The organism is Mycobacterium sp. NGS48, assembly GCF_059812585.1.
On record NZ_JCALCY010000025.1, the window covers coordinates 1 to 22,065 of the forward strand.

The following is a 22,065-nucleotide window of genomic DNA, read 5'->3' on the forward strand; positions in this document are numbered from 1 at the left end:
ACAATCGCGCGGGCTCCGGACAGAGCCGGTCGCGTCAGATCACATAGTTCAGGTGCTCAACGATGCGCCCGCCGACCTCTTTGTCACCGCCGAGTTCGACGGGTGCCGCGGCCACTCGCCCACCGGCCAACCGAGTGAACAACAAGGCATCCAACCGGATCGTCGCCGTCGGCTCCGCCCCACCGAAGTCGTCGACCACCCGGCCCCGGCCGTCCACAGAAACCCGGATCACCCGCGCCAATGGACCGGTCAGCTCGATGGCGATTCGTGACCCGTCGGGTGCCTTGCCGAGCTTGCTCAACACATACCCCATGACCGCGCCCATCTCGTCGAGCGCCAGCCGCGCCGCCGGACCGTCGAGCTCCGCATCCGAAGCCGCCAACCCCAACCCGTCGCGGATGTCGTGCTCGTGCATCCAGCAGTCGAAGACCCGCACCCGCATGAACCGCCCGTAGCTGTCCGGGCCGGCCGGCGTTTGCGTCACGGCCGCCCAATCGTCGTCGGACATGTCGGTCAACTGCTTGCGTCGGTCGCCTGTCACAGCCAGAAATCGCTGATGCAGGTCGGCGCCGGACTCGGCGCTGAGGTGGCGAACCCAGCACTCGTTCATTGCACCGAAGTCGTTGCGCACGTGCTCAAGTCCGGACACGTCGACGTCGGGCGTGGGCATTCCCATCAGTGCCGATTCGGTGCCGATGATGTGCGCGAGCACCGCGTGCACATTCCAGCCGGGCAGCGGCGTCGGCGTCCGCCACTGCTGCTCGGACAGACCGGACAGCAACCGGTCCAATGCGTCCCAGGACGCGAAGAGCCCCGACAGCACGTCGGACTTGTCAAGGTGAGTCGCCGCATTGCTCATGCGGGTTGATGCTAGCCGCGCGTCAAGTCGCGGTGATCAACCCCACCGCCGCCATCGCCAGCGCCATGCCAGCCGCCTGCCAGCGGGTCACCCGCTCCCGCAACACCACCATCGCCAGCACCACCGTGGCCGCCGGATACAGCGAGATCAGCATGCTGGCCAGCGACAGCAGCCAGGCGTGCAACGCCATCAGCATGGCGACGTTGGCGCAGGTGTCCAGCAGCGCCGCGGCGACCGCCAGTCGCAGCGGGGTCTTCGTCGGAGCCTGAAAATTGCCGGTGGCCGCCGCCAACACGAAGACCAACACGGTGGCTGACGCGCGCGCAAAAAACAACGGCCACAGCCGGCATTCCACCGGAGCCTGATGCAGCAGCACGAAGTCCAGGCCGAACGCCACCCCGGCGCCGATAGTCAGCCAGGCCACTTTGCGGGTGAACCGGTGGGTACGGACGTCCTCGTCGTCCGGCGACTCCCGCCCGACCAGAAACACCGCGATCATCGCCACCACGACACCGACAGTGGCCATCTGACCCGGCCGCTCCCCCAGGGCGATGCCGGCAGCCACCGGCACGGCTGCGTTGAGCACCGCCGCCAGCGGCGAGACCACCGAGATCGGCCCCAGGCCCAGCGCGGTGAAGAACCAAAAAACACCGACCGCCTGGCTGATCCCGTACAGCGACCCCCACACGACGGCGCCGGCGTGAACCGGACCGCCGGTGCTGAGCGCCAGCACACCTAAAAGCACCGCCGCGATCGGGTACGACACCAACATGACGCGCAGCGCGGCCACTCGCCGGGAGGCCACGCCCCCGACGAAGTCGCTGACGCCGTAGCTGACCGCGGACAGCTGGGCGTACGCGGCGCCGATCAGTTCATGCCCCTAGCACGCCGGCCGAGGGCACGGAGTACCTCACGCTGGGCATCGCGGCGGGCCAGATCCTGACGCTTGTCATGGGCCCGTTTACCGCGCGCGAGCGCGAGCTCTACTTTGACGTTTCCGTCGGAGAAGTACAGGGACAACGGCACCAGGGCGAGGTTACCATCTCGAATCTTGCCGATCAGGGTGTCGATTTGGCGCCTGTGGAGCAATAGTTTGCGGGTTCGACGTGGCTCGTGATTGGTCCAGGTCCCGTGGTGATACTCCGGAATGTGCAGGTTGCGAAGCCAAACCTCGCCATCGTCGACGGTGGCGTAGGCGTCCACCAAAGACGCCTTGCCCTCCCGCAGGCTTTTAACTTCAGTGCCGAGCAAAACCATCCCGGCTTCGAACACTTCCAGAATCGAATAGTCGTGCCGAGCCTTGCGGTTGGTGGCTACGACATTTCTACCTGGCTTGGACGCGCCCGGCTTTTTCGCCACCGCTACCGCCGTACGTACACGCGCAAGGTGGCATAAGCCGTCGCCCCGGCCATCGCCGCGCCGACAACCAGCAGAATCGGCGAGATGTAGAGGATGTCGGCGTAGTCGATCCGGGCGATCAGATTGGCTTGATAGAACTGGTTAAGAGCATTCTCCAAGAACAGCGCTCGCACCAGAATCAGCCCGATGACCGCGATGACCACGCCGACGGTGGCGGCCAGCATCGCCTCAACCAGGAATGGCAGCTGGGTGTACCAGCGGGTGGCGCCGACCAAGCGCATGATGCCGACTTCCGTGCGCCGCGTATACGCCGCTACCTGAACCATGTTGGCGATCAACAGAATCGCACCAATGGCCTGCACCAACGCCACGGCGAACGCGGCGTTGCTCAGACCGTCCAGCACGGCGAACAACCGGTCGATCAGCTCCTTCTGGTTGAGCACATTGAGCACGCCGGGCTGGCCCTGCATGGCGGCGTCAAAACCCTTGTGCTGCTCCGGGTTTTCCAGCTTGACGATGAACGACGCCGGAAACGAATCCTTGCCCGCCACGTCTTTGTATTGCGGGAACTTCTGGATCGCATCGTCGTAGGCCTCGTCGCGGTTGAGGAACCGCACCGATTTGACGTCGTCACGTGCCTCGATCTTCTCGCGCAGTGCCTTGCAGGCGGCGCTGTCACAGGTCGGGTCGTTGGCCGAGATGTCCTCGGTCACGAAGACCTGCGTTTCCACCCGGTCCAGGTAGATGCTGCGGGAGTGCTCTGCCAGCCGCACCACCAGCAGCCCGCCCCCGAACAGCCCGATCGAGATGGCGGTGGTCAGGACCATCGCAATGGTCATGGTGACGTTGCGGCGAAGACCGGTCAGGACCTCGTTGAACAGGAAGCCGAATCGCACTTAGCGGTCCATCCCATAGACGCCGCGCTGCTCGTCACGCACCAGCCTGCCCAATGACAGTTCCACCACGCGCTGCCGCATCGAGTCGACGATGTGGTGGTCGTGGGTGGCCATCAGCACGGTGGTCCCGGTGCGGTTGATGCGCTCCAACAAATCCATGATGTCGTTACTGGTCTCCGGGTCGAGGTTGCCGGTGGGCTCGTCGGCCAACAACACCAGCGGCCGATTGACGAATGCGCGTGCAATCGCGACCCGCTGCTGCTCACCGCCGGACAGTTCGTGCGGCAGGCGGTTGGCCTTGCCGGACAGGCCGACCATCTCCAGCACGTCGGGCACCACCCGGACGATCACCTCACGTTTCTTGCCGATGACCTCCAGCGCGAACGCGACATTCTCGAACACCGTCTTCTGCTGCAGCAGCCGGAAGTCCTGGAAAACACAGCCGATCACCTGCCGCAACTTCGGGATGTGCCGTCCCGGCAGCGTGTTGACATGGAACTTCGACACCCGCACATCGCCGGTGCTGGGATTTTCGGCGCCCAGCAGCAGCCGCATGAACGTCGACTTGCCGGAACCCGACGGACCGATCAGAAAGACGAATTCACCCTTGTCGATCTTGACGTTGACGTTGTCCAGCGCTGGACGCGCCGACGATTTGTACTGCTTGCTGACATGGTCGAGGGTGATCATCACGGCACGCCAGTGTAACCGGGAGTCTTGATAAGTCGCGCCAGGCCAGCTGCGGGGTCAGCGCGGCGGCGCCGGTGGCGGCGGGAACGGCACGGGCGGTGGCGGCGGGGGGCCCGGCGCAGGCGGTGGCGGTGTGGGCGACGTGCCCGGACCGAAGGGCGGCGGCAGGACGGGCAATTGGAATGGCGGCGGTGGCGTGGTGGTGGTTGGAGGTGGTGGTGTGGTCGTCGGCGTGGGGGTCACCGTGACGGTGGATGGTGCCTGCTGCAGCCGGGTGCGCGGCACCCAGGTGTAGTTCGGGTCAGGCACGAAACCCGGCGGCACCACCTGTGCAGGCCGCGCGGGGGGTTCCGGCGCGGGTTTGTAGGTGTCATAGGTCCACCACACCGCGCAGAACGCAACGATCAAGACGACGGTGGACGTGCGGACCCGACCGCCGAACAAATAGCCCGGCCAGCCGCGCTCCGCCTCGCCCTTCGTCGGCCTGAGCCTCACCGTGTCCGTAAGCCAGAGCTTTACCGTGTCTTTGAGACCTTCGAACGTGAACTTCAACGTGTCTGCACCGGCCCCTGCGTTTCTTCCTCAGAGCCCCGTGCGGGTGAAGCGATACCCCCGATACTCGGGGCTGTGTCACCCGCGGTGGCGATTCCGGCGCGAAGGAGCGCCCGCAGCACCTGGGCCCGCAGCCGTCGTCCCACTTCGAATTGCTTGCCCGGCAGCGTGCGTGCCACCATCCGCAGGTTGACGGTGTCGACTTCGATGCTCTCCACACCCATCAGGGCCGGCGTATCCAGCAGCAGGTCCCGCAGCGGGGCGTCGGCATCCATCGCGGTCTCGCAAACTTCGTGCAGCACCTCGTTCACCTGGTTGAGGTCGGCGGCCGTCGGCACCGGGATGTCGACGACCGCGCGCGCCCAATCTTTGGACAGGTTCAACGACCTGACGATGTTGCCGTTCGGGATCGTGAAAACCTCACCGTCGGCGGTGCGCAGCTTGGTCACCCGTAGGGTGACCTCTTCGACTGTCCCGAGCGCTTCCGTGGGCGCACCGATCATGCTCAATTGCACCAGGTCACCGAAGCCGTATTGCTTCTCCGTAATGATGAAGAACCCGCTGAGCAGGTCCTGAACCAGTTTCTGTGCACCGAAACCCAGTGCGGCACCCAGCACCGCGGCAGGCGCCACTAACGAACCAACCGGGATGTTGAGGATATTGGTGATCTTGACCGCCACCAGCACACCGAGAAGCACGAGCAAACCCCAAGAGATCACCGACGCCGCCGCCTGGCGATGCTTGGAGCTTTCCGAGCGCACCAGCGCGTCGCCGGCCTGGAAGCCCTCCTCGAGGCGCCCGGTGATTTTTCCCACCGCCCACGTGATGAAGCGGGCCGCGATTAGCGCGCCGAGCACCAGCAGAGTGATCCGCAGACCCTTCGTGATGATCCACTCGCCGATCTCGCCACGCCAGAAGCTGTGCCAGTGGTCGGCCATCGAAAATGCCAGGTACGTATCAGTCGTCATCGCGCCTGTTACGCCACCGGATTCCCGCTTCCAGGAACCCGTCGATGTCACCGTCCAGCACGGCCGTCGGATTGCCCACCTCGTGCTCGGTACGCAGATCCTTGACCATCTGATACGGGTGCAGTACGTACGACCGCATCTGGTTACCCCAGGAGCTGCCGCCGTCCCCCTTCAACGCGTCAAGCTCAGCGCGTTCTTCTAAGCGCTTGCGTTCCAACAACTTTGCCTGAAGCACTCGCATCGCCGCAACTTTGTTCTGTAGTTGCGACTTCTCGTTCTGACACGTGACGACAATCCCGGTCGGGACGTGAGTGAGCCGAACCGCGGAATCAGTGGTGTTCACCGACTGGCCGCCCGGGCCGCTGGACCGATAGACGTCGACACGGACGTCGCCTTCGGGGATGTCGATGTGATCGGTGGTCTCCACCACCGGCAGCACCTCTACCTCCGCGAACGACGTCTGGCGTCGGCTCTGGTTGTCGAAGGGGCTGATCCGGACCAGCCGGTGGGTGCCCTGTTCGACCGACAGCGTGCCGTAGGCGAACGGAGCGTGCACGGCGAAGGTCGCGCTCTTGATGCCGGCCTCTTCGGCGTAGGACGTGTCGAACACCTCGACGGGATACTTGTGCTGTTCGGCCCAGCGGATATACATCCGCATCAGCATTTCGGCCCAATCGGCGGCGTCCACGCCGCCTGCACCCGAGCGGATGGTGAGCAGCGCCTCACGCTCGTCATAGTCGCCGGACAGCAGAGTGCGGACCTCCATGGCCTCGACGTCGGCGCGCAGCGCCTTGAGCTCGGCATCGGCCTCGGCGAGCTCGTCTGCGCTGCCTTCTTCAGCGGCCAGCTCATAGAGCACCGGCAGGTCGTCGAGCCGGCCGCGCAACTCCTCGACACGCCGAAGCTCGCCCTGGGCGTGCGACAACTCGCTCGTCACCCGCTGCGCGCGGGATTGGTCGTCCCACAGGTTCGGGTCGGACGCCTCGTGCTCGAGTTTCTCGATGCGAGAGCGCAGACCTTCGACGTCCAGCACCCGCTCCACCGTGGTCAGGGTGGAGTCAAGGGCGGCGAGGTCGGCCTGGCGGTCGGGTTCCACAGCTGATTACGTTACCGGCGTCGAAGTTGAGGCGAGCTGCGGCGGCTGGGCTGGGCAGACGTTTAGCATCGAGGATTATGCGCCCATACCACGTCGCGATCGTTGGCTCCGGTCCCTCCGGGTTCTTTGCGGCGGCGTCGCTGCTGAAGGCCGCTGACTCCTCGGATGACGTCGACGTGGCCGTCGATATGCTGGAGATGCTGCCCACGCCGTGGGGCCTGGTGCGCTCGGGCGTCGCGCCCGACCATCCCAAGATCAAGTCGATCAGCAAGCAGTTCGAAAAGACCGCCGATGACCCGCGCTTCCGCTTCTTCGGCAACATCGTGATCGGCGAACACGTCGAGGCCGCCGAGCTGGCCGAGCGCTACGACGCGGTGATTTATGCGACCGGCGCGCAATCCGACCGCTCGCTGGGCGTTCCCGGTGAAGAGCTGCCGGGCAGCATCGCCGCCGTCGACTTCGTGGGTTGGTACAACGCCCATCCGCACTTCGAGCAGATGTCGCCCGATCTGTCCGGCGCGCGCGCAGTGGTCATCGGTAACGGCAATGTCGCACTCGACGTTGCGCGCATTCTGGTGAGCGACCCCGACGAGCTGGCCCAGACCGACATCGCCGATCACGCGTTGGATTCGTTGCGCCCGTGCGGTGTCCAGGAAGTGTTGGTCATCGGCCGTCGCGGTCCGCTGCAAACTGCGTTCACGACACTGGAGTTGCGTGAGCTAGGCACGCTCGCGGCACTCCAAGGAGTCGACGTGGTAGTCGATCCCGCGGATCTCGAAGGCATCAGCGACGAGGACGCCGCCGCGGTCGGCAAGACGTGTAAGCAGAACATCACCGTGCTGCGGGATTATGCGAGCCGTGAGCCCCGCCCGGGCAACCGCCGACTCGTCTTCCGGTTTTTTACCTCCCCTATCGAAATCAAGGGCGACGGGAAAGTCGAACAGATCGTGCTCGGGCGCAACGAGTTGGTCAGCGATGAGAGCGGGCGCGTGGTGGCCAAGGACACCGGCGCGCGCGACGAGGTACCTGTGCAGCTGGTGGTGCGCTCGGTGGGCTATCGCGGCGTGCCCACCTCCGGGCTGCCGTTTGACGACAAAAGCGGAATCATCCCGAACAGCGGCGGCCGGGTGGCGGAGAGCCGCAACGAGTACGTCGTCGGCTGGATCAAGCGCGGACCGACCGGGGTGATCGGCACCAACAAGAAGGATTCGCAAGACACCGTCGACGCGCTGCTCGACGATCTGTCGAAAGCCAGCCTCGCCGATTTCGGCACCGACCACACCGACAAACTCGCTGAGTGGCTCGCCTCGCGTCAACCGAAGCTGGTCACCGACGCGCACTGGAAGCTGATCGACGAGTACGAACGCTCGGCCGGCGAGCCGCACGGGCGACCGCGCGTCAAGCTGCCCAGCCTGGCCAAGATGCTGCACATCAGCCACGGCTAACTTCGCGAACGCCAATTCTGCTTTATTACAACGCTTCTAATGTCGTCATCGACACATTAGGAATTGCCCGATCCGGCGGGTGTCAAACGGCCGCGAGACGAACTAGCGTGGCTGATAGGGGTGGGTTCGACGGAAGGAAACGACATGGCAGAGGGCATGTATCACCCCACCACACCCGAAATCTCCGCGCGCCGTAAAGAATTGGCTCCACACGTCCACGACGCCTTCGAGGCTTTCAGCCGGGCCGTGTTCGCCGAGGGCGCCTTGCCGGAGAAGACGAAACAACTCGTTGCCGTCGCCGTCGCACACACCACCCAATGTCCCTACTGCATCCAGGGACACACCAGGCTGGCGCGGCGTAAGGGAGCCAGCGACCAGGAAATCATGGAGGCCATCTGGGTCGCCGCCGAGATGCGCGCCGGCGGCGCCTACGCCCACTCCACGCTCGCTCTTGAACAACTCGGTTAGACCGCGAGCACCGAAAGGAGTCCTACATGTCACATCAGCGTCTCGACGTCCACGGCGTCGACGGCACGGCCTATCAGGCTGTGCTGGCCATGGAGAAGTACGTCCGCAACAGTGGACTGGATCCGCGGCTATACGAACTTGTCAAAATCCGTGCCTCGCAACTCAACGGGTGCGCCTTCTGCCTCGACATGCACAACCGGGATGCCCGCAAAGCCGGTGAGGACCAGCGACGCCTCGACGTCCTCTCCGCCTGGCGTGAAGCACCGGAATTGTTCACTGATACCGAGCGCGCGGCTTTGGCCTTCACCGAAGCAGTCACCCGCATCGGCGATGCGGGCGTGCCCGACGAGGTTTGGAACGACGCCGCCGCGCAGTTCGACGAAGCCGAGATCGTGCACCTGCTGATGGCCATCGCCACGATCAACGTGTGGAACCGGCTTGCGGTCGCGACTCATCAGCGACTTCCCGACATGCCCGTCGGTTCCTGAATTTTCACATGTACAGCCTGTAGAAATGACCAGCAACCTCCCTACCTTTCGCAGCGACCAGTGGTATACCGAGAGGTGCTGGTGTTATCAGCGGAATCGAAGCGGCACCTAACGGTTTGAACGCGCGGGATCTGTTGCTCGACCGGAGGTGTCGCCGGCGTCGATCCCCCCGGATCGGCGTAGTGCGATGCGCGAGAGAGCCGGGGTGAGCGGATTGACGGCAATCGATCCTCGACCGACAGCAAGCGACGAGCACGGTGACGGGAGGCCTCCGCGCGGCGCCCTGGCACCGCTGCTGCCCGGCGGCGAACCCGTCGAGTCGCTCTTGCGCAAGGCGCAGTTCTTCACCGCGGGCACACCCACCGCCGACCACCGGGAAGTGCACCGCCGTGGCGGTCGTGGCGCGGAGGAGTTTTACCGCGAGCGGTGGCGGCACGGCAAGGAGGTTCGCTCGACCCACGGGGTCAACTGCACCGGCTCCTGCTCGTGGAAGGTGTTCGTCAAGGAAGGCATCATCGCCTGGGAGACGCAGGCAACCGACTACCCGTCGGTTGGGCCGGACAGCCCGGAGTATGAGCCGCGCGGTTGTCCGCGGGGCGCGTCGTTTTCCTGGTACACCTACTCGCCGGCGCGGGTGCGCTACCCCTATATCCGCCAACCACTGCTGGAGATCTGGCGCGAAGCTCGCGCACGCCTGGGCGATCCGGTCGAGGCCTGGGCGGAGATCACCGGCGACCCCGAGCGCGCCGCCAGCTACAAGCAGGCCCGCGGCAAGGGCGGGTTTTTGCGTACGACGTGGGATGAGGTCAGTGAGCTGATCGCGGCCGCGCACGTGCACACGATCAAGGCCTACGGCCCGGACCGGGTGGTCGGTTTTTCGCCGATTCCGGCGATGTCGCAGGTGTCCTACGCCGCCGGCACCCGGTTCCTGTCGATGATCGGCGGGACCATCCTGTCGTTCTACGACTGGTACGCCGACATGCCGCTGGCGTCGCCGCAGGTGTACGGCGACCAGACCGACGTGCCGGAGTCCGGTGACTGGTGGAACGCCGCCTACCTGATCATCTGGGGCACCAACCTGCCGATCACCCGGACTCCCGACGCCCACTTCATGGTCGAGGCCCGCTACCGCGGCCAAAAGGTTGTCGTCGTCAGCCCGGACTACTCCGATCACACCAAGTTCGCCGATGACTGGCTGGCCTGCGCGCCCGGCACCGATGGCGCGCTGGCGATGTCGATGGGGCACGTGGTGTTGAGCGAGTTCTTCCGGGATCGGCAGGTGCCCTACTTCCAGCAGTATGTGAAGACCTACACCGATCTGCCGTTTCTGGTCACCTTGCGCGAGCACGACGGCGCGTACGTGCCCGACCGGTTCCTCACCGCCGCCGATCTCGGCCGAGACGACGAGCGTGCCGTGCATCAGACCGTGCTGCTCGACGCGGCGACCGGCCAGCTCGTCGTCCCCAACGGCACTCTTGCCGATCACTTCACCGACGCCGGCAAGGGCAAGTGGAACCTCGACCTCGGTGACGTCGATCCGGTGCTGACACTGCACGGCCGCTGCGACGAGGCCGTTGAAATCGACTTGCCCCGCTTCGACATCGGCGAGACCGAGGGCGGCGCCGCGATCCGCCGCGGCGTTCCGGTACTGCGGATCGGCGATCGTCTGGTGACGACGGTGTTCGACCTGCTGATGGCGCATTACGCGGTGCCGCGCGACGGGCTGCCCGGCGAGTGGCCGACCGGATATGACGACGCCTCCCAGCCCTACACGCCGGCCTGGCAGCAGCCGATCACGTCGGTGCCGGCGGCGGCCGCAGCGCGGGTGGCACGCGAATTTGCCCGTAGCGCAGAGCTTTCCGAGGGCCGCTCGATGATCGCGATGGGCGCGGGCACCAACCACTGGTTTCACTCCGACCAGATCTACCGCACCTTTTTCACGCTGACCATGCTGTGTGGCTGTCAGGGCGTCAACGGCGGCGGCTGGGCGCACTACGTCGGGCAGGAAAAGGTGCGCCCGCTGACAGGATGGCAGCAGGTCGCGTTCGGGCTGGACTGGCAACGCCCGACCCGGCAGATGACCGGCACCTCGTTTTTCTACCTGCACACCGATCAGTGGCGCTATGAGCAGTTCGGCGCCGACGAACTGTCAACTCCCTTGGGCCGCGGCTTGTTCCGCGGCAAGGCCAACGCCGACGCGCTGGCCCAAGCGTCCCGGTTGGGCTGGACACCGACGTTTCCTACTTTCGACCAGAACCCCCTGGACCTGGCCGATGCGGCCGCAGCGGCCGGCAAGAGCGTCGCCGACTACGTGGTCGACGAATTGACCAGCGACCGTTTACATTTCGCGGGCGAGGATCCGGACAACCCGGTGAACTTTCCCCGAGTGCTGACCGTGTGGCGCGCCAACCTGTTGGGGTCGTCCGGCAAGGGCATGGAGTACTTCATGCGCCACCTGCTGGGCACCCACAACGCCGTGCGCGCCGACGAGACACCCGAGCAGTTGCGGCCGGCCGAGGTGCGCTGGCGCGACGAAGCACCGCGCGGCAAGCTCGATCTGGCGGTGACCGTCGACTTCCGGATGACCAGCACTTGCACGTATTCCGACATCGTGTTGCCGGCCGCCACCTGGTATGAGAAGTACGACATCTCCACCACCGACATGCACCCGTTCGTACACTCGTTCAATCCGGCCATCGCGCCGCCCTGGGATGCTCGCACCGACTTCGACACGTTCGCCACGATCGCCCGCGACTTTTCCCGGCTGGCCGCCAAGCATCTGGGCACCCGTACCGACGTGCTCGCCGCGCCGCTGCTGCACGACAGTCCCGACGAGCTGGCCCAGCCCGGCGGCGTGGTGCGCGATTGGCGCTACGGCGAATGCGAGCCGCTGCCCGGCAAGACCATGCCGAAACTGGTGGCCATCGAACGCGACTACACCGCGGTTGCCGCCAAGATGGCAGCGCTGGGCCCGCTGGTCGAAACCGCGGGCACCGAAACCAAAGGTGTGGCGTGGAAACCCACCGGGGCGGTCGACTGGCTGGGCCGGCAGAACGGCATCGTCCACGGTGGTGCCGCCGACGGGCGACCGTCGTTGGCCCGCGATGTCTATATGGCCGAGGCGATCCTGGCGCTGTCGGGCACCACCAACGGCCGGGTCGCGCTGCAGGGTTGGCAGGCGCTGGAAGAACGCACCGGGACGCAGCTGGCCGACTTGGCCGAGGAACGCTCCGGTGAGCGGATCACCTTCCACGACACCCAGGTGCAACCCCGCTCGGTAATCACCTCACCGGAGTGGTCGGGCAGCGAGACGGGCGGGCGCCGCTACTCGCCGTTCGTCGTCAACGTCGAACGAAAAAAGCCGTGGCACACGCTGACCGGGCGGATGCACTTCTTCCTCGACCATGACTGGATGGCCGAATACGGCGAATGGCTGCCGGTGTACCGCCCACCGCTAAACTATGCACGGCATTTCGGCGACGAGACCCTCGGTGAGGAGGGGCGCCCCGAGATCACCGTGCGCTATCTGACCCCGCACTCGAAGTGGTCGATCCACTCTGAATACCAGGACAACCTGCACATGTTGCGGCTGTTCCGCGGCGGGCCGGTGATCTGGATGAGCCCGGCCGACGCGGCGACCATCGGCGTGGCCGACAACGACTGGATCGAGGCCTACAACCGCAACGGGGTGGTGGCCTGCCGCGCCGTGGTCACCCACCGGATGCCCAAGGGCACCGTGTTCATGTACCACGCCATGGACCGCCACCTGATGACACCGAAGTCGGAGGTGTCGGGCTGGCATGGCGGCGGCGACAATTCGCTGACCCGGCTGACCATGAAGGCGACCCACATGATCGGTGGCTACGCCCAATTGTCGTTCGGCTTCAACTATTTCGGCCCCACCGGCAACCAGCGCGACGAGATCACGGTTATCCGCCGCCGTTCGCAGGAGGTGCAGTACTGATGCGGGTGATGGCCCACGTGGCGATGGTGATGAACCTGGACAAGTGCATCGGCTGCCATACCTGCACGGTCACCTGCAAGCAGGTGTGGACCAACCGCCCGGGCACCGAATACGTCTACTTCAACAACGTCGAAACCAAGCCGGGCATCGGCTATCCCAAACGCTACGAGGACCAGGAACAGTGGCACGGCGGTTGGACACTGGACCGCAAAGGACGGCTACAGCTCAAGGCGGGCGGGCGGCTGCGCAAGCTGCTGTCGATCTTCTACAACCCTGACCTGCCCAGCATCGACGACTACGGTGACCCGTGGACCTACGACTACCAGACCGTGATCGACGCGCCGCTGGGCACCGCGAATCCCAGCGCACATTCGATTTCTGCGCTGACCGGTCGCGACGTCACGGTCAAGTGGGGCAGCAACTTCGACGATGACCTGGCCGGGGCGCCGGAACTCGCCGTCGACGATCCCAACCTGGCCGGGCTGGGCGAGAAGGTCAAGATGGAATTCGAGCAGGTGTTCATGTTCTACCTGCCCCGTATCTGCGAGCACTGCCTCAACCCGTCGTGCGTCGCGTCCTGCCCATCCGGGGCGATGTATAAGCGCGCCGACGACGGGATCGTGCTGGTAGACCAGGACCGTTGCCGCGGTTGGCGATTCTGCGTGTCCGGATGTCCTTATAAGAAAGTCTATTTCAACCACCGCACCGGCAAGGCCGAGAAGTGTACGTTCTGCTATCCGCGGACCGAACAGGGGTTGCCGACGATCTGCTCGGAGACCTGTGTCGGCCGGTTGCGCTATCTGGGCCTGTTCCTCTACGACGCCGACAAAGTGCTCGACGCCGCCGCCACACCCGATGCGCAGGATCTTTACCACGCCCAACTCGACGTGTTTTTAGACCCGAACGATCCGACCGTGCAAGCCGAGGCCGCGCGCGCCGGCATCCCGCACGACTGGATTGCGGCCGCGCAGCGCTCCCCGGTCTATGAGCTGGCGGTGCGACACAAGGTTGCGCTGCCGCTGCATCCGGAATACCGCACGCTGCCGATGGTTTGGTATATCCCGCCACTGTCGCCGGTGGCCGACGTCGTCAATGCGGCCGGCTATGACGAGAACAATCCCGACAATGTTTTCGCCACGATCGACGCGCTGCGCATCCCAGTGGAATACCTGGCCAACCTGTTCACCGCCGGCGACGCCGAAGTGGTGCGGACGGTACTGCGCAAGCTGGCCGCCGTGCGGGCAATTCAGCGCGCCGGGCAGCTCGGCCTGGACATCGACGAAGGTCTGCCTGCTTCCGTCGGCGCCACCGCCGACGACCTCGACGACTTGTACCGACTGCTGGCCATCGCGAAATACGAAGAGCGCTATGTGATTCCGCCCGCCCATACCGAGGAGGCCGGGATCTTGATGGGTCAGCACGAACAGCTGTTCTGCAGCCTCGACACCGACGGCGGACCCGGCATGGGCGGGATGGGCCCGCCCGGCCCGCACGGCGTCGGCTCCTATCGCCCAGCGAGTAGTCCTACCGAAACTGCCAGCCCCGCAACCGGCTTCAACTTGCTGAACTGGAACGGCAGGGACCGTGACACGCGGATGTTCCCAGAACCGGGCACCGCATGAACCAGCAGACCATCAAGTTGGCGTCGGTGCTGCTGCAGTATCCGACGGCGGCGCTCTTCGACGGGCTCGACACGCTGGATACGTTCGCGGCCGGCGCCAGTCCCAAACCGGCGCGCGAGGCGTTCGGCCGGTTCCTCGGCTGGCTGCGCACCACACCGCCCAACCAGATCGCGCAACACTACGTGGACACGTTCGACCTGCATCGGCGTTGCACGCTGTATCTGACTTATTACCGGTACGGCGACACCCGCAAACGCGGCATGGCGATGGTCATCTTCAAGACCGCCTATCGCGATGCCGGTTTCATCCCGTCCGACGACGAGTTGCCCGATTACCTGCCGATGGTGCTGGACTTCGCCGCGCTGTGTCCCCGAGGCCAGCGGCTATTGTCTGGTCACCGCCCTGACTTGGAGTTGCTGCGGCGCAACCTATCCAAAGCCGAGTCACCCTACGCCGATCTGGTTGCCGCCGTGATCGCCGACCTGCCCGGCCTGGGCAAGCGCGAACTGGACCAGGTGCGAGCTGCCTGGGAGTCCGGTCCGCCGCGCGAGGACGTCGGATTGGAGCCGTTCGCGCCGCCGGAATATCTGTCCGGCTACGGAGCCCAAAACGGAGGCGATTGATGCTGAGGCAGATAACCACGTGGAACCTGTGGTGGTGGGTCATCCTGCCGTACATCGCGATAGTCGTCTTTGTGGTCGGCCACATCTGGCGGTGGCGTTACGACCAGTTCGGCTGGACCAGTCGCTCGACCCAACTGCAGGAGCGTCGACTGCTCAAATGGGGTTCGCCGCTGTTCCATTACGCCACCTTCGCCGCTATCGGCGGTCATGTCCTGGGCATCTTGGTGCCCAAATCGGTTACCGACTGGCTCGGCATACCTGAAACCTGGTATCAGGACTTTTCCGCCTTCGCCGGATCGGCCGCCGCGATCGGCATTCTTATCGGCACCGCGGTGCTGACCTTCCGCCGCACCGCTGTCCCGCGGGTACGCGCCACCACCAGCGCCGTCGATTACCTGGCGCTGATCCTGCTCGGCATCATCGTGCTCCTCGGTATCTTCCTGACCCTGGGCATCGAGGACACCTCACATTACGAGTACCGCAACACGGTCGGGGTCTGGTTCCGCAGTCTGTTCGCCCTTCACCCCAACGTCAGAGCGATCACCAGCGCGCCGGTGCTCTACCAGGTCCACGCGGTCGCGTCGTGGGCGATCTTCATCGTCTGGCCGTTCAGCCGCCTCGTCCATGCCTGGAGTTACCCGCTGTGGTACCTCTGGCGCCCCTATATTGTCATCCGCAGTCGCGTCGCCAGGCCACCGGAAGAGCCGGGGACCGGCGGGCGGAGGTGGCGGAAGATTGGTGTCCATTACTGAGGCAGATTGGAAGACGGGCGTCCGCGACGCGGTAAGAACCCTCAACCCGGGCTATTTCGCGCTGGTGATGGCCACCGGCATCGTGTCGATCGCGCTGCACAACCATCGTGTTTACGTTCTCTCGGTGGCGTTGCTGTGGCTGGCCGTCGTCGCCTTCGTGGCCTTGGTGGCGGCTACCGCAGTGCGGATCATCTCTTTCCGCTCCGACTTCACAGCAGACTTGCGGGACCCGCGCCGCGCTTTCGGGTCATTCACCTTTGTCGCCGCCGTCGACGTGCTGGGCACCCGATTGGCCATCGACACTCACTATCGGTTCGCGTTCGCGCTGCTGATTGTCGGGTGGCTGGCCTGGCTGGTGCTGGGCTACGTCGTGCCGTGGGCCGCGGTGGTGCGTACCACCCGCCGGCCGGTGTTGCAGCATGCCAACGGCAGCTGGTTCATCTGGGTGGTGGCCAGCGAGTCGGTCGCCGTGCTGGCCGCCGCGTTGGAGCCTGAACTGGAAACGGGCCGACGGGAATTGGCGTTGCTGGCGGTGTTCTCCTGGTCGGTCGGCGTCTTTCTCTACGCCGCCGCCGGCATCTTCGTCGGCGCTCGCATCCTGCTCTATGGACTGAAGCCCGAAGACCTCACCCCGCCGTACTGGGTGTCGATGGGCGCTACCGCCATCACCGTCGTTGCCGGCGCGCGAATCGTGGAGATGGCATCCGCACCGATGGTCGACGCAACCCGCGGCCTGATCGCCGGAACGTCGGTGGTGTTCTGGGCTTTCGGCACCTGGCTGATACCTCCGCTGATTGCCGCCGGCGTGTGGAAGCACGTGGTGCATCGCATTCCACTGCGCTACGAGGGACCGCTGTGGAGCGTGGTGTTCCCGTTGGGCATGTATGGGGTGGCCGGTGACTACCTGGGCAAGACCGATCACCTGCCGATCGTGGAGTACATCGGTGCCGACGAAAGCTGGATCGGCCTGGCCGCCTGGGCAATCACGTTTGTTGCGATGCTGCATCATCTGGTCACCACCGTCTTCGGCACCCGCAGATCCCCGCGGCGAGACAACGACCGGGCTCCCGACGGCTATGTCGACGATGTGTCCTCGACGTAGTTCGTCACTTGCCGCGGCTGTCGATGACCTGCTGAGCGATATCGATGAGTTTGACGTTGGATTCTTGAGATAACTGCCTGAGCATTTCGAATGCGCGCACGTCGTCGACCCCAAACCGTTCCATGACGATGCCTTTGGCTTGGCCAATACGGTCGCGGCTCCATAGCGCGGCCTCAAGCTGCTGACCGTGCTGACTCGCGAGGACCGCCGCGGCCCCATGCGCCGCGAGCACGGCGCCGATGGTTTCGGCCTCTGCGTCCCAGACGGTCGGGGCATAACCGAAGAGGTTGAGCGCGCCGGCCGACTGGTCGGCGGTGTACAGCTTGAACGACAGCCCGCTGAGCACACCGACTTCGACTGCCGCGCGAGAGTATCGGGGCCAGCGCTTTTCTGTCCTGAAATCTTCAGTGCGTACCACGATTTCGTTGAGTGCCGCCTCCATGCAGGGGCCCTCATTGAATCTCATTTGCAGTTCGTCGAGTCTATGCGGCAACTCCGATGTGCCGGCAACAGAATCGAACTTGCCTCCTTTTTTCACTAGTAATATTCCTGCCGTATTGACACCCGGGATGAGTTCGACTGCCGCGGAGGTCACGCTGGAGAGGATGTCGTCGATCGTTCTCGGCATGGCGAGAGTACGGGCTAATTCCGCCATGCGGACGGCAAGATGGTGCTCTGTCGGCTGATTCATGCTGCATCCCTCATCGGAACTGACCATGACCCTTAGGCGGCGGGCGGCTCGGTCGGCGCGAGGCTCCAATTGTCCGGATTCTTCGGCGAGTACACCACCGGCATCAGTTGACCCATCGTCGGCCAGTCATCGACATTGACGGCCATCTGCTGATAGACAGCATGCTCGTTGACGGTCGGCCCGTTGATCACGCCGGCGATGGTGACGAACTGCTCACCGGTGGCGTCGGGTCGTGGACTGACACCGGTGACCAGCAGTGTGCCGTTCACCGCGTCACCGCGTGGTCCGCGCCGGATGAACCGCGGGGCTAAAAACACGGCCAGAATCGCAATCAGCAGTAACAGCACACCGAATTCCCACACGCCGCCCATGGTAGGACTGCACCCATGACCCAGGACGATCTCGCGGTGGCGTTGGCGCTGGCCGACCGTGCGGACGCGGTGACGCTGGCCCGGTTCGGCGCGCTGGACCTGCAGGTCGACACCAAACCTGATCTCACGCCAGTGACCGACGCAGACCGGGCCGTCGAAACCGAATTGCGCGACGCGCTCGGCCGAGACCGGCCCGCCGACCGCATCCTCGGCGAAGAATTCGGCGGATCCACCACTTCGGCGGGGCGGCAATGGATTGTCGACCCGATCGACGGCACCAAGAACTTCGTTCGCGGGGTGCCGGTATGGGCCAGCCTGATCGCGTTGCTCGACGATGGCGTCCCCACCGTCGGCGTCATCACCGCACCGGCGCTGCAGCGGCGGTGGTGGGCCGCCAGCGGAACGGGTGCATTTGCGACGGTCGGCGGCTCGGCACCGCGGCGGCTCACGGTGTCCGCGGTAGCAGAGCTGAGCGCGGCGAGCCTGTCATTCTCCAGCTTATCCGGGTGGGCGCAGCGCGGTCTGCGGGAGCGATTCGTCGCGCTCACCGACGCGGTGTGGCGGGTACGCGCATATGGCGACTTCTGGTCGTACTGCCTGGTGGCCGAGGGCGCCGTCGACGTCGCCGCCGAACCCGAAGTCTCGGTTTGGGACCTGGCCGCGCTGGACATTCTGGTGCGGGAGGCGGGCGGGATGTTCACCAGCTTGGACGGCACCGCCGGCCCCCACGGTGGCAGCGTGGTGGCCACCAACGGCCTACTCCACGACGAAGCCTTGAGGCAACTGCGCAGCTAACAGCGGTGTGAAGTATTTAACAGGTACTTCTATCTTACTCCAGAGTAAGATCGGGTTACGCGTTAGCTCAACGACGGTGCTCAATTAAAGGCTGCTGATATGACCAACACCCTTCCCGCGACCAATGGACGTCCCAAGCGAACCGGCCGTAAGACCGCCGTTGGTGAGCACAAGCACAAGCGATCCGGCATCGACATCGGCATGGCGCTGCTCACGCCGCTGCTCGGCCAAGAGTTCTTGGACAAATACCGCTTGCGGGATCCGCTCAATCGGACGCTGCGCTACGGCGTCAAGACGGTTTTTTCGGCGGCCGGGGCCACCAATCGGCAATTCAAGCGTGTCCAAGGGCTTCGCGGTGGGCCGACACGACTGAAGACAAGCGGCAAAGACTACTTCGATCTGACGCCCGACGATGACCAGAAGCTCATCGTCGAAACCGTCGAGCAGTTCGCCGAGGAGATCCTGCGGCCGGCTGCCCACGACGCCGACGAGGCAGCGGCCTATCCCCCGGATCTGGTCGCCAAGGCGGCAGAGTTGGGGATCACCGCCGTCAACGTCCCCGAGGACTTCGACGGTATCGCCGAACACCGCTCCAGTGTCACCAACGTGCTGGTCGCCGAGGCGCTGGCCTACGGCGACATGGGACTGGCGCTGCCGATCCTCGCCCCTGCCGGGTTCGCCGCCGCGCTCACCCATTGGGGCAGCGCCGATCAGCAGGCCACCTACCTCAAGGAGTTCGCGGGCGACAATGTCCCGCAGGCCTGCGTGGCGATTGCCGAACCACACGCGTTGTTCGACCCGACCAACCTGAAGACCACCGCGACCCGCACCCCCCGTGGCTACCGGCTCGAGGGCGTCAAATCGCTGGTTCCGGCGGCCGCCGATGCCGAATTATTCATCGTGGCAGCACAACTCGACGGCAAGCCGGCGCTGTTCATCGTCGAGTCGTCGACTCAGGGTCTGACCGTCAAGCCCGATCCGAGCATGGGCATCCGAGCCGCCGCCTTGGGCCAGGTCGAGTTGGACAAGGTGTCGGTGCCACTGAGCGCCCGCCTCGGCGGAGAGGACGCCAGCGACGCCGACTATTCGGAAGCGATCGCATTGTCGCGGCTGGGCTGGGCCGCGCTGGCCGTCGGTACCTCCCATGCCGTGCTCGACTACGTCGTCCCCTACGTCAAAGAACGCGAAGCCTTCGGTGAGCCGATCGCCCGCCGGCAGTCGGTTGCGTTCATGTGTGCCAACATCGCCATCGAATTCGACGGCATGCGCCTGATCACCTGGCGCGGCGCGGCCCGCGCCGAGCAAGGTCTGCCGTTCACCCGCGAAGCGGCGCTGGCCAAGCGGCTGGCCACCGACAAGGGCATGCAGATCGGCCTGGACGGCGTGCAGCTGCTCGGCGGCCACGGCTACACGAAGGAACACCCCGTCGAACGCTGGTACCGCGACCTGCGGGCCATCGGCGTCGCCGAGGGTGTTGTCGTCATCTGAGTTTTCTCTCGCAACCGAAAGTCTGATCATGGCAATCAATCTGGAAATCCCGAAAAAGCTGCACCCCGTCATCGACAACGCTCATTCCGCCGGTGCCGAGCTCATGCGGCCGATCGCCCGCAAATACGACCTGAAGGAGCACGCCTACCCGGTCGAGCTGGACACGCTGGCCCACATGTTCGAGGGCGCCGCCGCATCCAATACCCTGGGCATGGCCGGAGCCGACGCGTTTCGTAGCAGTGAAAGCAGCAAAGAGAACCGCAACGGCGCCAACATGGCGGCCGTGCTGCAGACCCTGGAGGCCAGTTGGGGCGACGCGGCGATGATGCTGTCGATCCCCTATCAAGGGCTGGGTAACGCGGCGATCTCCGGGGTGGCCACCGACGAGCAACTGCAACGCCTGGGCAGGGTATGGGCGGCAATGGCCATCACCGAACCGAGCTTCGGCTCCGACTCGGCGGCGGTGTCGACGACCGCCAAGCTCGACGGCGACGAGTACGTGATCAACGGCGAAAAGATCTTCGTCACCGCCGGTTCCCGCGCCACCCACATTGTGGTGTGGGCGACCCTGGACAAGTCGCTGGGCCGCCCGGCGATCAAGTCGTTCATCGTGCCGCGCGAGCACCCGGGTGTCACGGTGGAACGCTTGGAGAACAAGCTGGGCATCAAAGGCTCCGATACGGCGGTGATCCGGTTCGACAACGCCCGCATCCCCACGGACAACTTGCTCGGCAACCCGAAGATCGAAACGGGCAAGGGCTTCGCCGGGGTGATGGAGACCTTCGACAACACGCGGCCGGTCGTCGCCGCGATGGCCGTGGGCGTCGCTCGGGCGGCGCTGGAAGAACTGCGCAAGATCCTGACCGAGGCCGGCGTGGAGATCTCCTATGACAAGCCGTCGCACGCCCAAAGTGCCCCGGCCGCAGAGTTTTTACGAATGGAGGCTGACTGGGAGGCCAGCTACCTGCTGACGGTGCGCTCGGCATGGCAGGCCGACAACAGCATCCCCAACTCCAAAGAAGCATCGATGGCCAAAGCCAAGGCCGGCCGGGTGGGCAGTGACATCACCTGCAAGGCCGTCGAAATGGCCGGCACCACCGGCTATTCCGAGCAGACGCTGCTGGAGAAGTGGGCGCGCGACTCCAAGATCATGGACATCTTCGAGGGCACCCAGCAGATCCAGCAGTTGGTGGTGGCTCGACGGCTACTGGGATTGTCGTCCTCGGAGCTCAAGTAGCCGGCTGAACCTCAGCATGCTCAGCAGCTTCTCTAGTCGCGCCAGCCGAGGATTAATGCCTCCTCCAACTTGATGCCGTATGTGATATCGCCCGCAGAAAGCTGCAGGCCCGCAACGTTATCCACAAGCCAGCAACAAGCGAACAGGCTGTGTCGGCCGCCCGACTTAGCATGCGGTCATGACGAACTGGATAAATACGGTCAGCCGTGACCATGTCGCAGAGGGGGTGCGCGGTCGCTTCACCCAGGCGAACCACGGTAAACCGCACATGCTGCGCAGGATGGCTCGTGGTGACTGGATCATCTTCTACTCACCCAAGACCAGCTACCCCGACGGTGAGCCGCTTCAGGCCTTTACCGCCATCGGCCGAGTCGCCGATGATGAGCCATATCAGACGGACATGGCGCCTGATTTCCACACGTGGCGCCGCAACGTCGACTTCCTCGAATGCACCGAGACGCCGATCCGGCCACTGATCGACCAACTTGACTTCATCGAAGACAAGGCTCGGTGGGGCTACAAGTTCCGGTTCGGGGTGTTCAAGATCGCCGATAATGACCTCGACGTGATCCGCTCAGCGATGACCGGCTCCTGAACTG

At 64.9% G+C, this 22,065-nt stretch carries 22 protein-coding genes; 12 read left to right on the forward strand and 10 right to left on the reverse strand.

What is annotated here, in order from left to right:
- Positions 1–34 precede the first annotated feature (34 nt).
- The 8 genes from AC5Y42_RS22590 to prfB are packed head-to-tail and all read right to left on the reverse strand — an operon-like array spanning position 35 to position 6,420.
- Entirely contained in the window at positions 35–859 is an 825-nt protein-coding gene (locus AC5Y42_RS22590) for a maleylpyruvate isomerase family mycothiol-dependent enzyme (RefSeq protein WP_499900796.1), read from the reverse strand.
- 22 nt (positions 860–881) lie between these two features.
- A complete protein-coding gene (locus AC5Y42_RS22595; RefSeq protein WP_499900824.1) occupies positions 882–1,730 on the reverse strand; it encodes an EamA family transporter in 849 nt (282 codons plus the stop codon).
- Entirely contained in the window at positions 1,727–2,218 is a 492-nt protein-coding gene (smpB, locus tag AC5Y42_RS22600; RefSeq protein ID WP_499900797.1) for an SsrA-binding protein SmpB, read from the reverse strand. The genes AC5Y42_RS22595 and smpB overlap by 4 nt, the downstream gene beginning before the upstream one ends.
- A 2-nt stretch (positions 2,219–2,220) precedes the next feature.
- Positions 2,221–3,114, reverse strand: a complete 894-nt coding sequence (ftsX, locus tag AC5Y42_RS22605) for a permease-like cell division protein FtsX (RefSeq protein WP_499900798.1) — start codon at positions 3,112–3,114, stop codon at positions 2,221–2,223.
- Complete coding sequence (gene ftsE, locus AC5Y42_RS22610) at positions 3,115–3,804, reverse strand: cell division ATP-binding protein FtsE (protein ID WP_499886280.1); 690 nt, start codon at positions 3,802–3,804, stop codon at positions 3,115–3,117.
- Positions 3,805–3,861: 57 nt separating this feature from the next.
- Positions 3,862–4,299 carry an Rv3103c family proline-rich protein gene (locus AC5Y42_RS22615; RefSeq protein ID WP_499900799.1) on the reverse strand — a complete coding sequence of 146 codons (438 nt, stop codon included), beginning with the start codon at positions 4,297–4,299 and terminating at the stop codon, positions 3,862–3,864.
- 53 nt (positions 4,300–4,352) lie between these two features.
- Positions 4,353–5,324, reverse strand: coding sequence for a mechanosensitive ion channel family protein (locus AC5Y42_RS22620; protein ID WP_499900800.1), 972 nt, complete (start codon positions 5,322–5,324; stop codon positions 4,353–4,355).
- Positions 5,314–6,420 carry a peptide chain release factor 2 gene (prfB, locus tag AC5Y42_RS22625; protein ID WP_499900801.1) on the reverse strand — a complete coding sequence of 369 codons (1,107 nt, stop codon included), beginning with the start codon at positions 6,418–6,420 and terminating at the stop codon, positions 5,314–5,316. The genes AC5Y42_RS22620 and prfB overlap by 11 nt, the downstream gene beginning before the upstream one ends.
- A gap of 77 nt (positions 6,421–6,497) precedes the next feature.
- Between prfB and AC5Y42_RS22630 the strand changes: the two genes are divergently transcribed.
- The 8 genes from AC5Y42_RS22630 to AC5Y42_RS22665 all read left to right on the forward strand — a co-directional run bounded on the left by AC5Y42_RS22630 (position 6,498) and on the right by AC5Y42_RS22665 (position 16,884).
- On the forward strand, positions 6,498–7,865 hold the full coding sequence (locus AC5Y42_RS22630) for an FAD-dependent oxidoreductase (protein WP_499900802.1): 1,368 nt from the start codon (positions 6,498–6,500) through the stop codon (positions 7,863–7,865).
- A gap of 144 nt (positions 7,866–8,009) precedes the next feature.
- A complete protein-coding gene (locus AC5Y42_RS22635; RefSeq protein ID WP_499900803.1) occupies positions 8,010–8,333 on the forward strand; it encodes a carboxymuconolactone decarboxylase family protein in 324 nt (107 codons plus the stop codon).
- A gap of 26 nt (positions 8,334–8,359) precedes the next feature.
- Positions 8,360–8,821, forward strand: a complete 462-nt coding sequence (locus AC5Y42_RS22640; protein ID WP_499900804.1) for a carboxymuconolactone decarboxylase family protein — start codon at positions 8,360–8,362, stop codon at positions 8,819–8,821.
- Between the two features lie 187 nt (positions 8,822–9,008).
- Positions 9,009–12,785 (forward strand): nitrate reductase subunit alpha, encoded by a 3,777-nt coding sequence (locus AC5Y42_RS22645; RefSeq protein ID WP_499900805.1) that lies wholly within the window; start codon positions 9,009–9,011, stop codon positions 12,783–12,785.
- Positions 12,785–14,407 carry a nitrate reductase subunit beta gene (gene narH, locus AC5Y42_RS22650; protein ID WP_499900806.1) on the forward strand — a complete coding sequence of 541 codons (1,623 nt, stop codon included), beginning with the start codon at positions 12,785–12,787 and terminating at the stop codon, positions 14,405–14,407. The genes AC5Y42_RS22645 and narH overlap by 1 nt, the downstream gene beginning before the upstream one ends.
- Positions 14,404–15,030: a nitrate reductase molybdenum cofactor assembly chaperone gene (narJ, locus tag AC5Y42_RS22655; RefSeq protein ID WP_499900807.1), complete on the forward strand. Its 627-nt coding sequence runs from the start codon at positions 14,404–14,406 to the stop codon at positions 15,028–15,030. The genes narH and narJ overlap by 4 nt, the downstream gene beginning before the upstream one ends.
- Positions 15,030–15,782 carry a respiratory nitrate reductase subunit gamma gene (gene narI, locus AC5Y42_RS22660; RefSeq protein ID WP_499900808.1) on the forward strand — a complete coding sequence of 251 codons (753 nt, stop codon included), beginning with the start codon at positions 15,030–15,032 and terminating at the stop codon, positions 15,780–15,782. Before narJ ends, narI begins: the two co-directional genes overlap by 1 nt.
- Positions 15,769–16,884: a tellurite resistance/C4-dicarboxylate transporter family protein gene (locus AC5Y42_RS22665; RefSeq protein ID WP_499900809.1), complete on the forward strand. Its 1,116-nt coding sequence runs from the start codon at positions 15,769–15,771 to the stop codon at positions 16,882–16,884. Before narI ends, AC5Y42_RS22665 begins: the two co-directional genes overlap by 14 nt.
- Positions 16,885–16,888: 4 nt before the next feature.
- Here AC5Y42_RS22665 and AC5Y42_RS22670 read toward each other — a convergent pair whose 3' ends face one another.
- Both AC5Y42_RS22670 and AC5Y42_RS22675 read right to left on the reverse strand, forming a co-directional pair.
- Complete coding sequence (locus AC5Y42_RS22670) at positions 16,889–17,575, reverse strand: GAF and ANTAR domain-containing protein (protein ID WP_499900810.1); 687 nt, start codon at positions 17,573–17,575, stop codon at positions 16,889–16,891.
- Between the two features lie 32 nt (positions 17,576–17,607).
- Positions 17,608–17,937 (reverse strand): hypothetical protein, encoded by a 330-nt coding sequence (locus AC5Y42_RS22675; protein WP_499900811.1) that lies wholly within the window; start codon positions 17,935–17,937, stop codon positions 17,608–17,610.
- Positions 17,938–17,961: 24 nt separating this feature from the next.
- Here AC5Y42_RS22675 and hisN point away from each other — a divergent pair, with 24 nt between their 5' ends.
- From hisN to AC5Y42_RS22695, 4 genes are all read left to right on the forward strand, one after another.
- The gene (gene hisN / locus AC5Y42_RS22680; protein ID WP_499900812.1) at positions 17,962–18,741 is read left to right on the forward strand and encodes a histidinol-phosphatase; all 780 of its coding nucleotides are present in this window, start codon (positions 17,962–17,964) and stop codon (positions 18,739–18,741) included.
- A 99-nt stretch (positions 18,742–18,840) separates the two neighbouring features.
- Positions 18,841–20,229, forward strand: coding sequence for an acyl-CoA dehydrogenase family protein (locus AC5Y42_RS22685; protein WP_499900813.1), 1,389 nt, complete (start codon positions 18,841–18,843; stop codon positions 20,227–20,229).
- 28 nt (positions 20,230–20,257) lie between these two features.
- A complete protein-coding gene (locus AC5Y42_RS22690) occupies positions 20,258–21,466 on the forward strand; it encodes an acyl-CoA dehydrogenase family protein (protein WP_499900814.1) in 1,209 nt (402 codons plus the stop codon).
- 178 nt (positions 21,467–21,644) lie between these two features.
- Positions 21,645–22,061, forward strand: a complete 417-nt coding sequence (locus tag AC5Y42_RS22695; RefSeq protein WP_499900815.1) for an EVE domain-containing protein — start codon at positions 21,645–21,647, stop codon at positions 22,059–22,061.
- The last annotated feature ends 4 nt before the right edge of the window (positions 22,062–22,065 follow it).

Bases quoted from the DNA above. Each gene is read 5' to 3' on its own strand.
- narJ (WP_499900807.1), top strand. From the start codon at position 14,404: ATGAACCAGCAGACCATCAAGTTGGCGTCGGTGCTGCTGCAGTATCCG.
- AC5Y42_RS22635 (WP_499900803.1), top strand. From the start codon at position 8,010: ATGGCAGAGGGCATGTATCACCCCACCACACCCGAAATCTCCGCGCGC.
- AC5Y42_RS22640 (WP_499900804.1), top strand. From the start codon at position 8,360: ATGTCACATCAGCGTCTCGACGTCCACGGCGTCGACGGCACGGCCTAT.
- narH (WP_499900806.1), top strand. From the start codon at position 12,785: ATGCGGGTGATGGCCCACGTGGCGATGGTGATGAACCTGGACAAGTGC.
- AC5Y42_RS22685 (WP_499900813.1), top strand. From the start codon at position 18,841: ATGACCAACACCCTTCCCGCGACCAATGGACGTCCCAAGCGAACCGGC.
- AC5Y42_RS22630 (WP_499900802.1), top strand. From the start codon at position 6,498: ATGCGCCCATACCACGTCGCGATCGTTGGCTCCGGTCCCTCCGGGTTC.
- AC5Y42_RS22690 (WP_499900814.1), top strand. From the start codon at position 20,258: ATGGCAATCAATCTGGAAATCCCGAAAAAGCTGCACCCCGTCATCGAC.
- AC5Y42_RS22670 (WP_499900810.1), bottom strand. From the start codon at position 17,575: ATGAATCAGCCGACAGAGCACCATCTTGCCGTCCGCATGGCGGAATTA.
- narI (WP_499900808.1), top strand. From the start codon at position 15,030: ATGCTGAGGCAGATAACCACGTGGAACCTGTGGTGGTGGGTCATCCTG.
- AC5Y42_RS22620 (WP_499900800.1), bottom strand. From the start codon at position 5,324: ATGACGACTGATACGTACCTGGCATTTTCGATGGCCGACCACTGGCAC.
- ftsE (WP_499886280.1), bottom strand. From the start codon at position 3,804: ATGATCACCCTCGACCATGTCAGCAAGCAGTACAAATCGTCGGCGCGT.
- AC5Y42_RS22695 (WP_499900815.1), top strand. From the start codon at position 21,645: ATGACGAACTGGATAAATACGGTCAGCCGTGACCATGTCGCAGAGGGG.
- hisN (WP_499900812.1), top strand. From the start codon at position 17,962: ATGACCCAGGACGATCTCGCGGTGGCGTTGGCGCTGGCCGACCGTGCG.
- AC5Y42_RS22590 (WP_499900796.1), bottom strand. From the start codon at position 859: ATGAGCAATGCGGCGACTCACCTTGACAAGTCCGACGTGCTGTCGGGG.
- AC5Y42_RS22645 (WP_499900805.1), top strand. From the start codon at position 9,009: ATGCGCGAGAGAGCCGGGGTGAGCGGATTGACGGCAATCGATCCTCGA.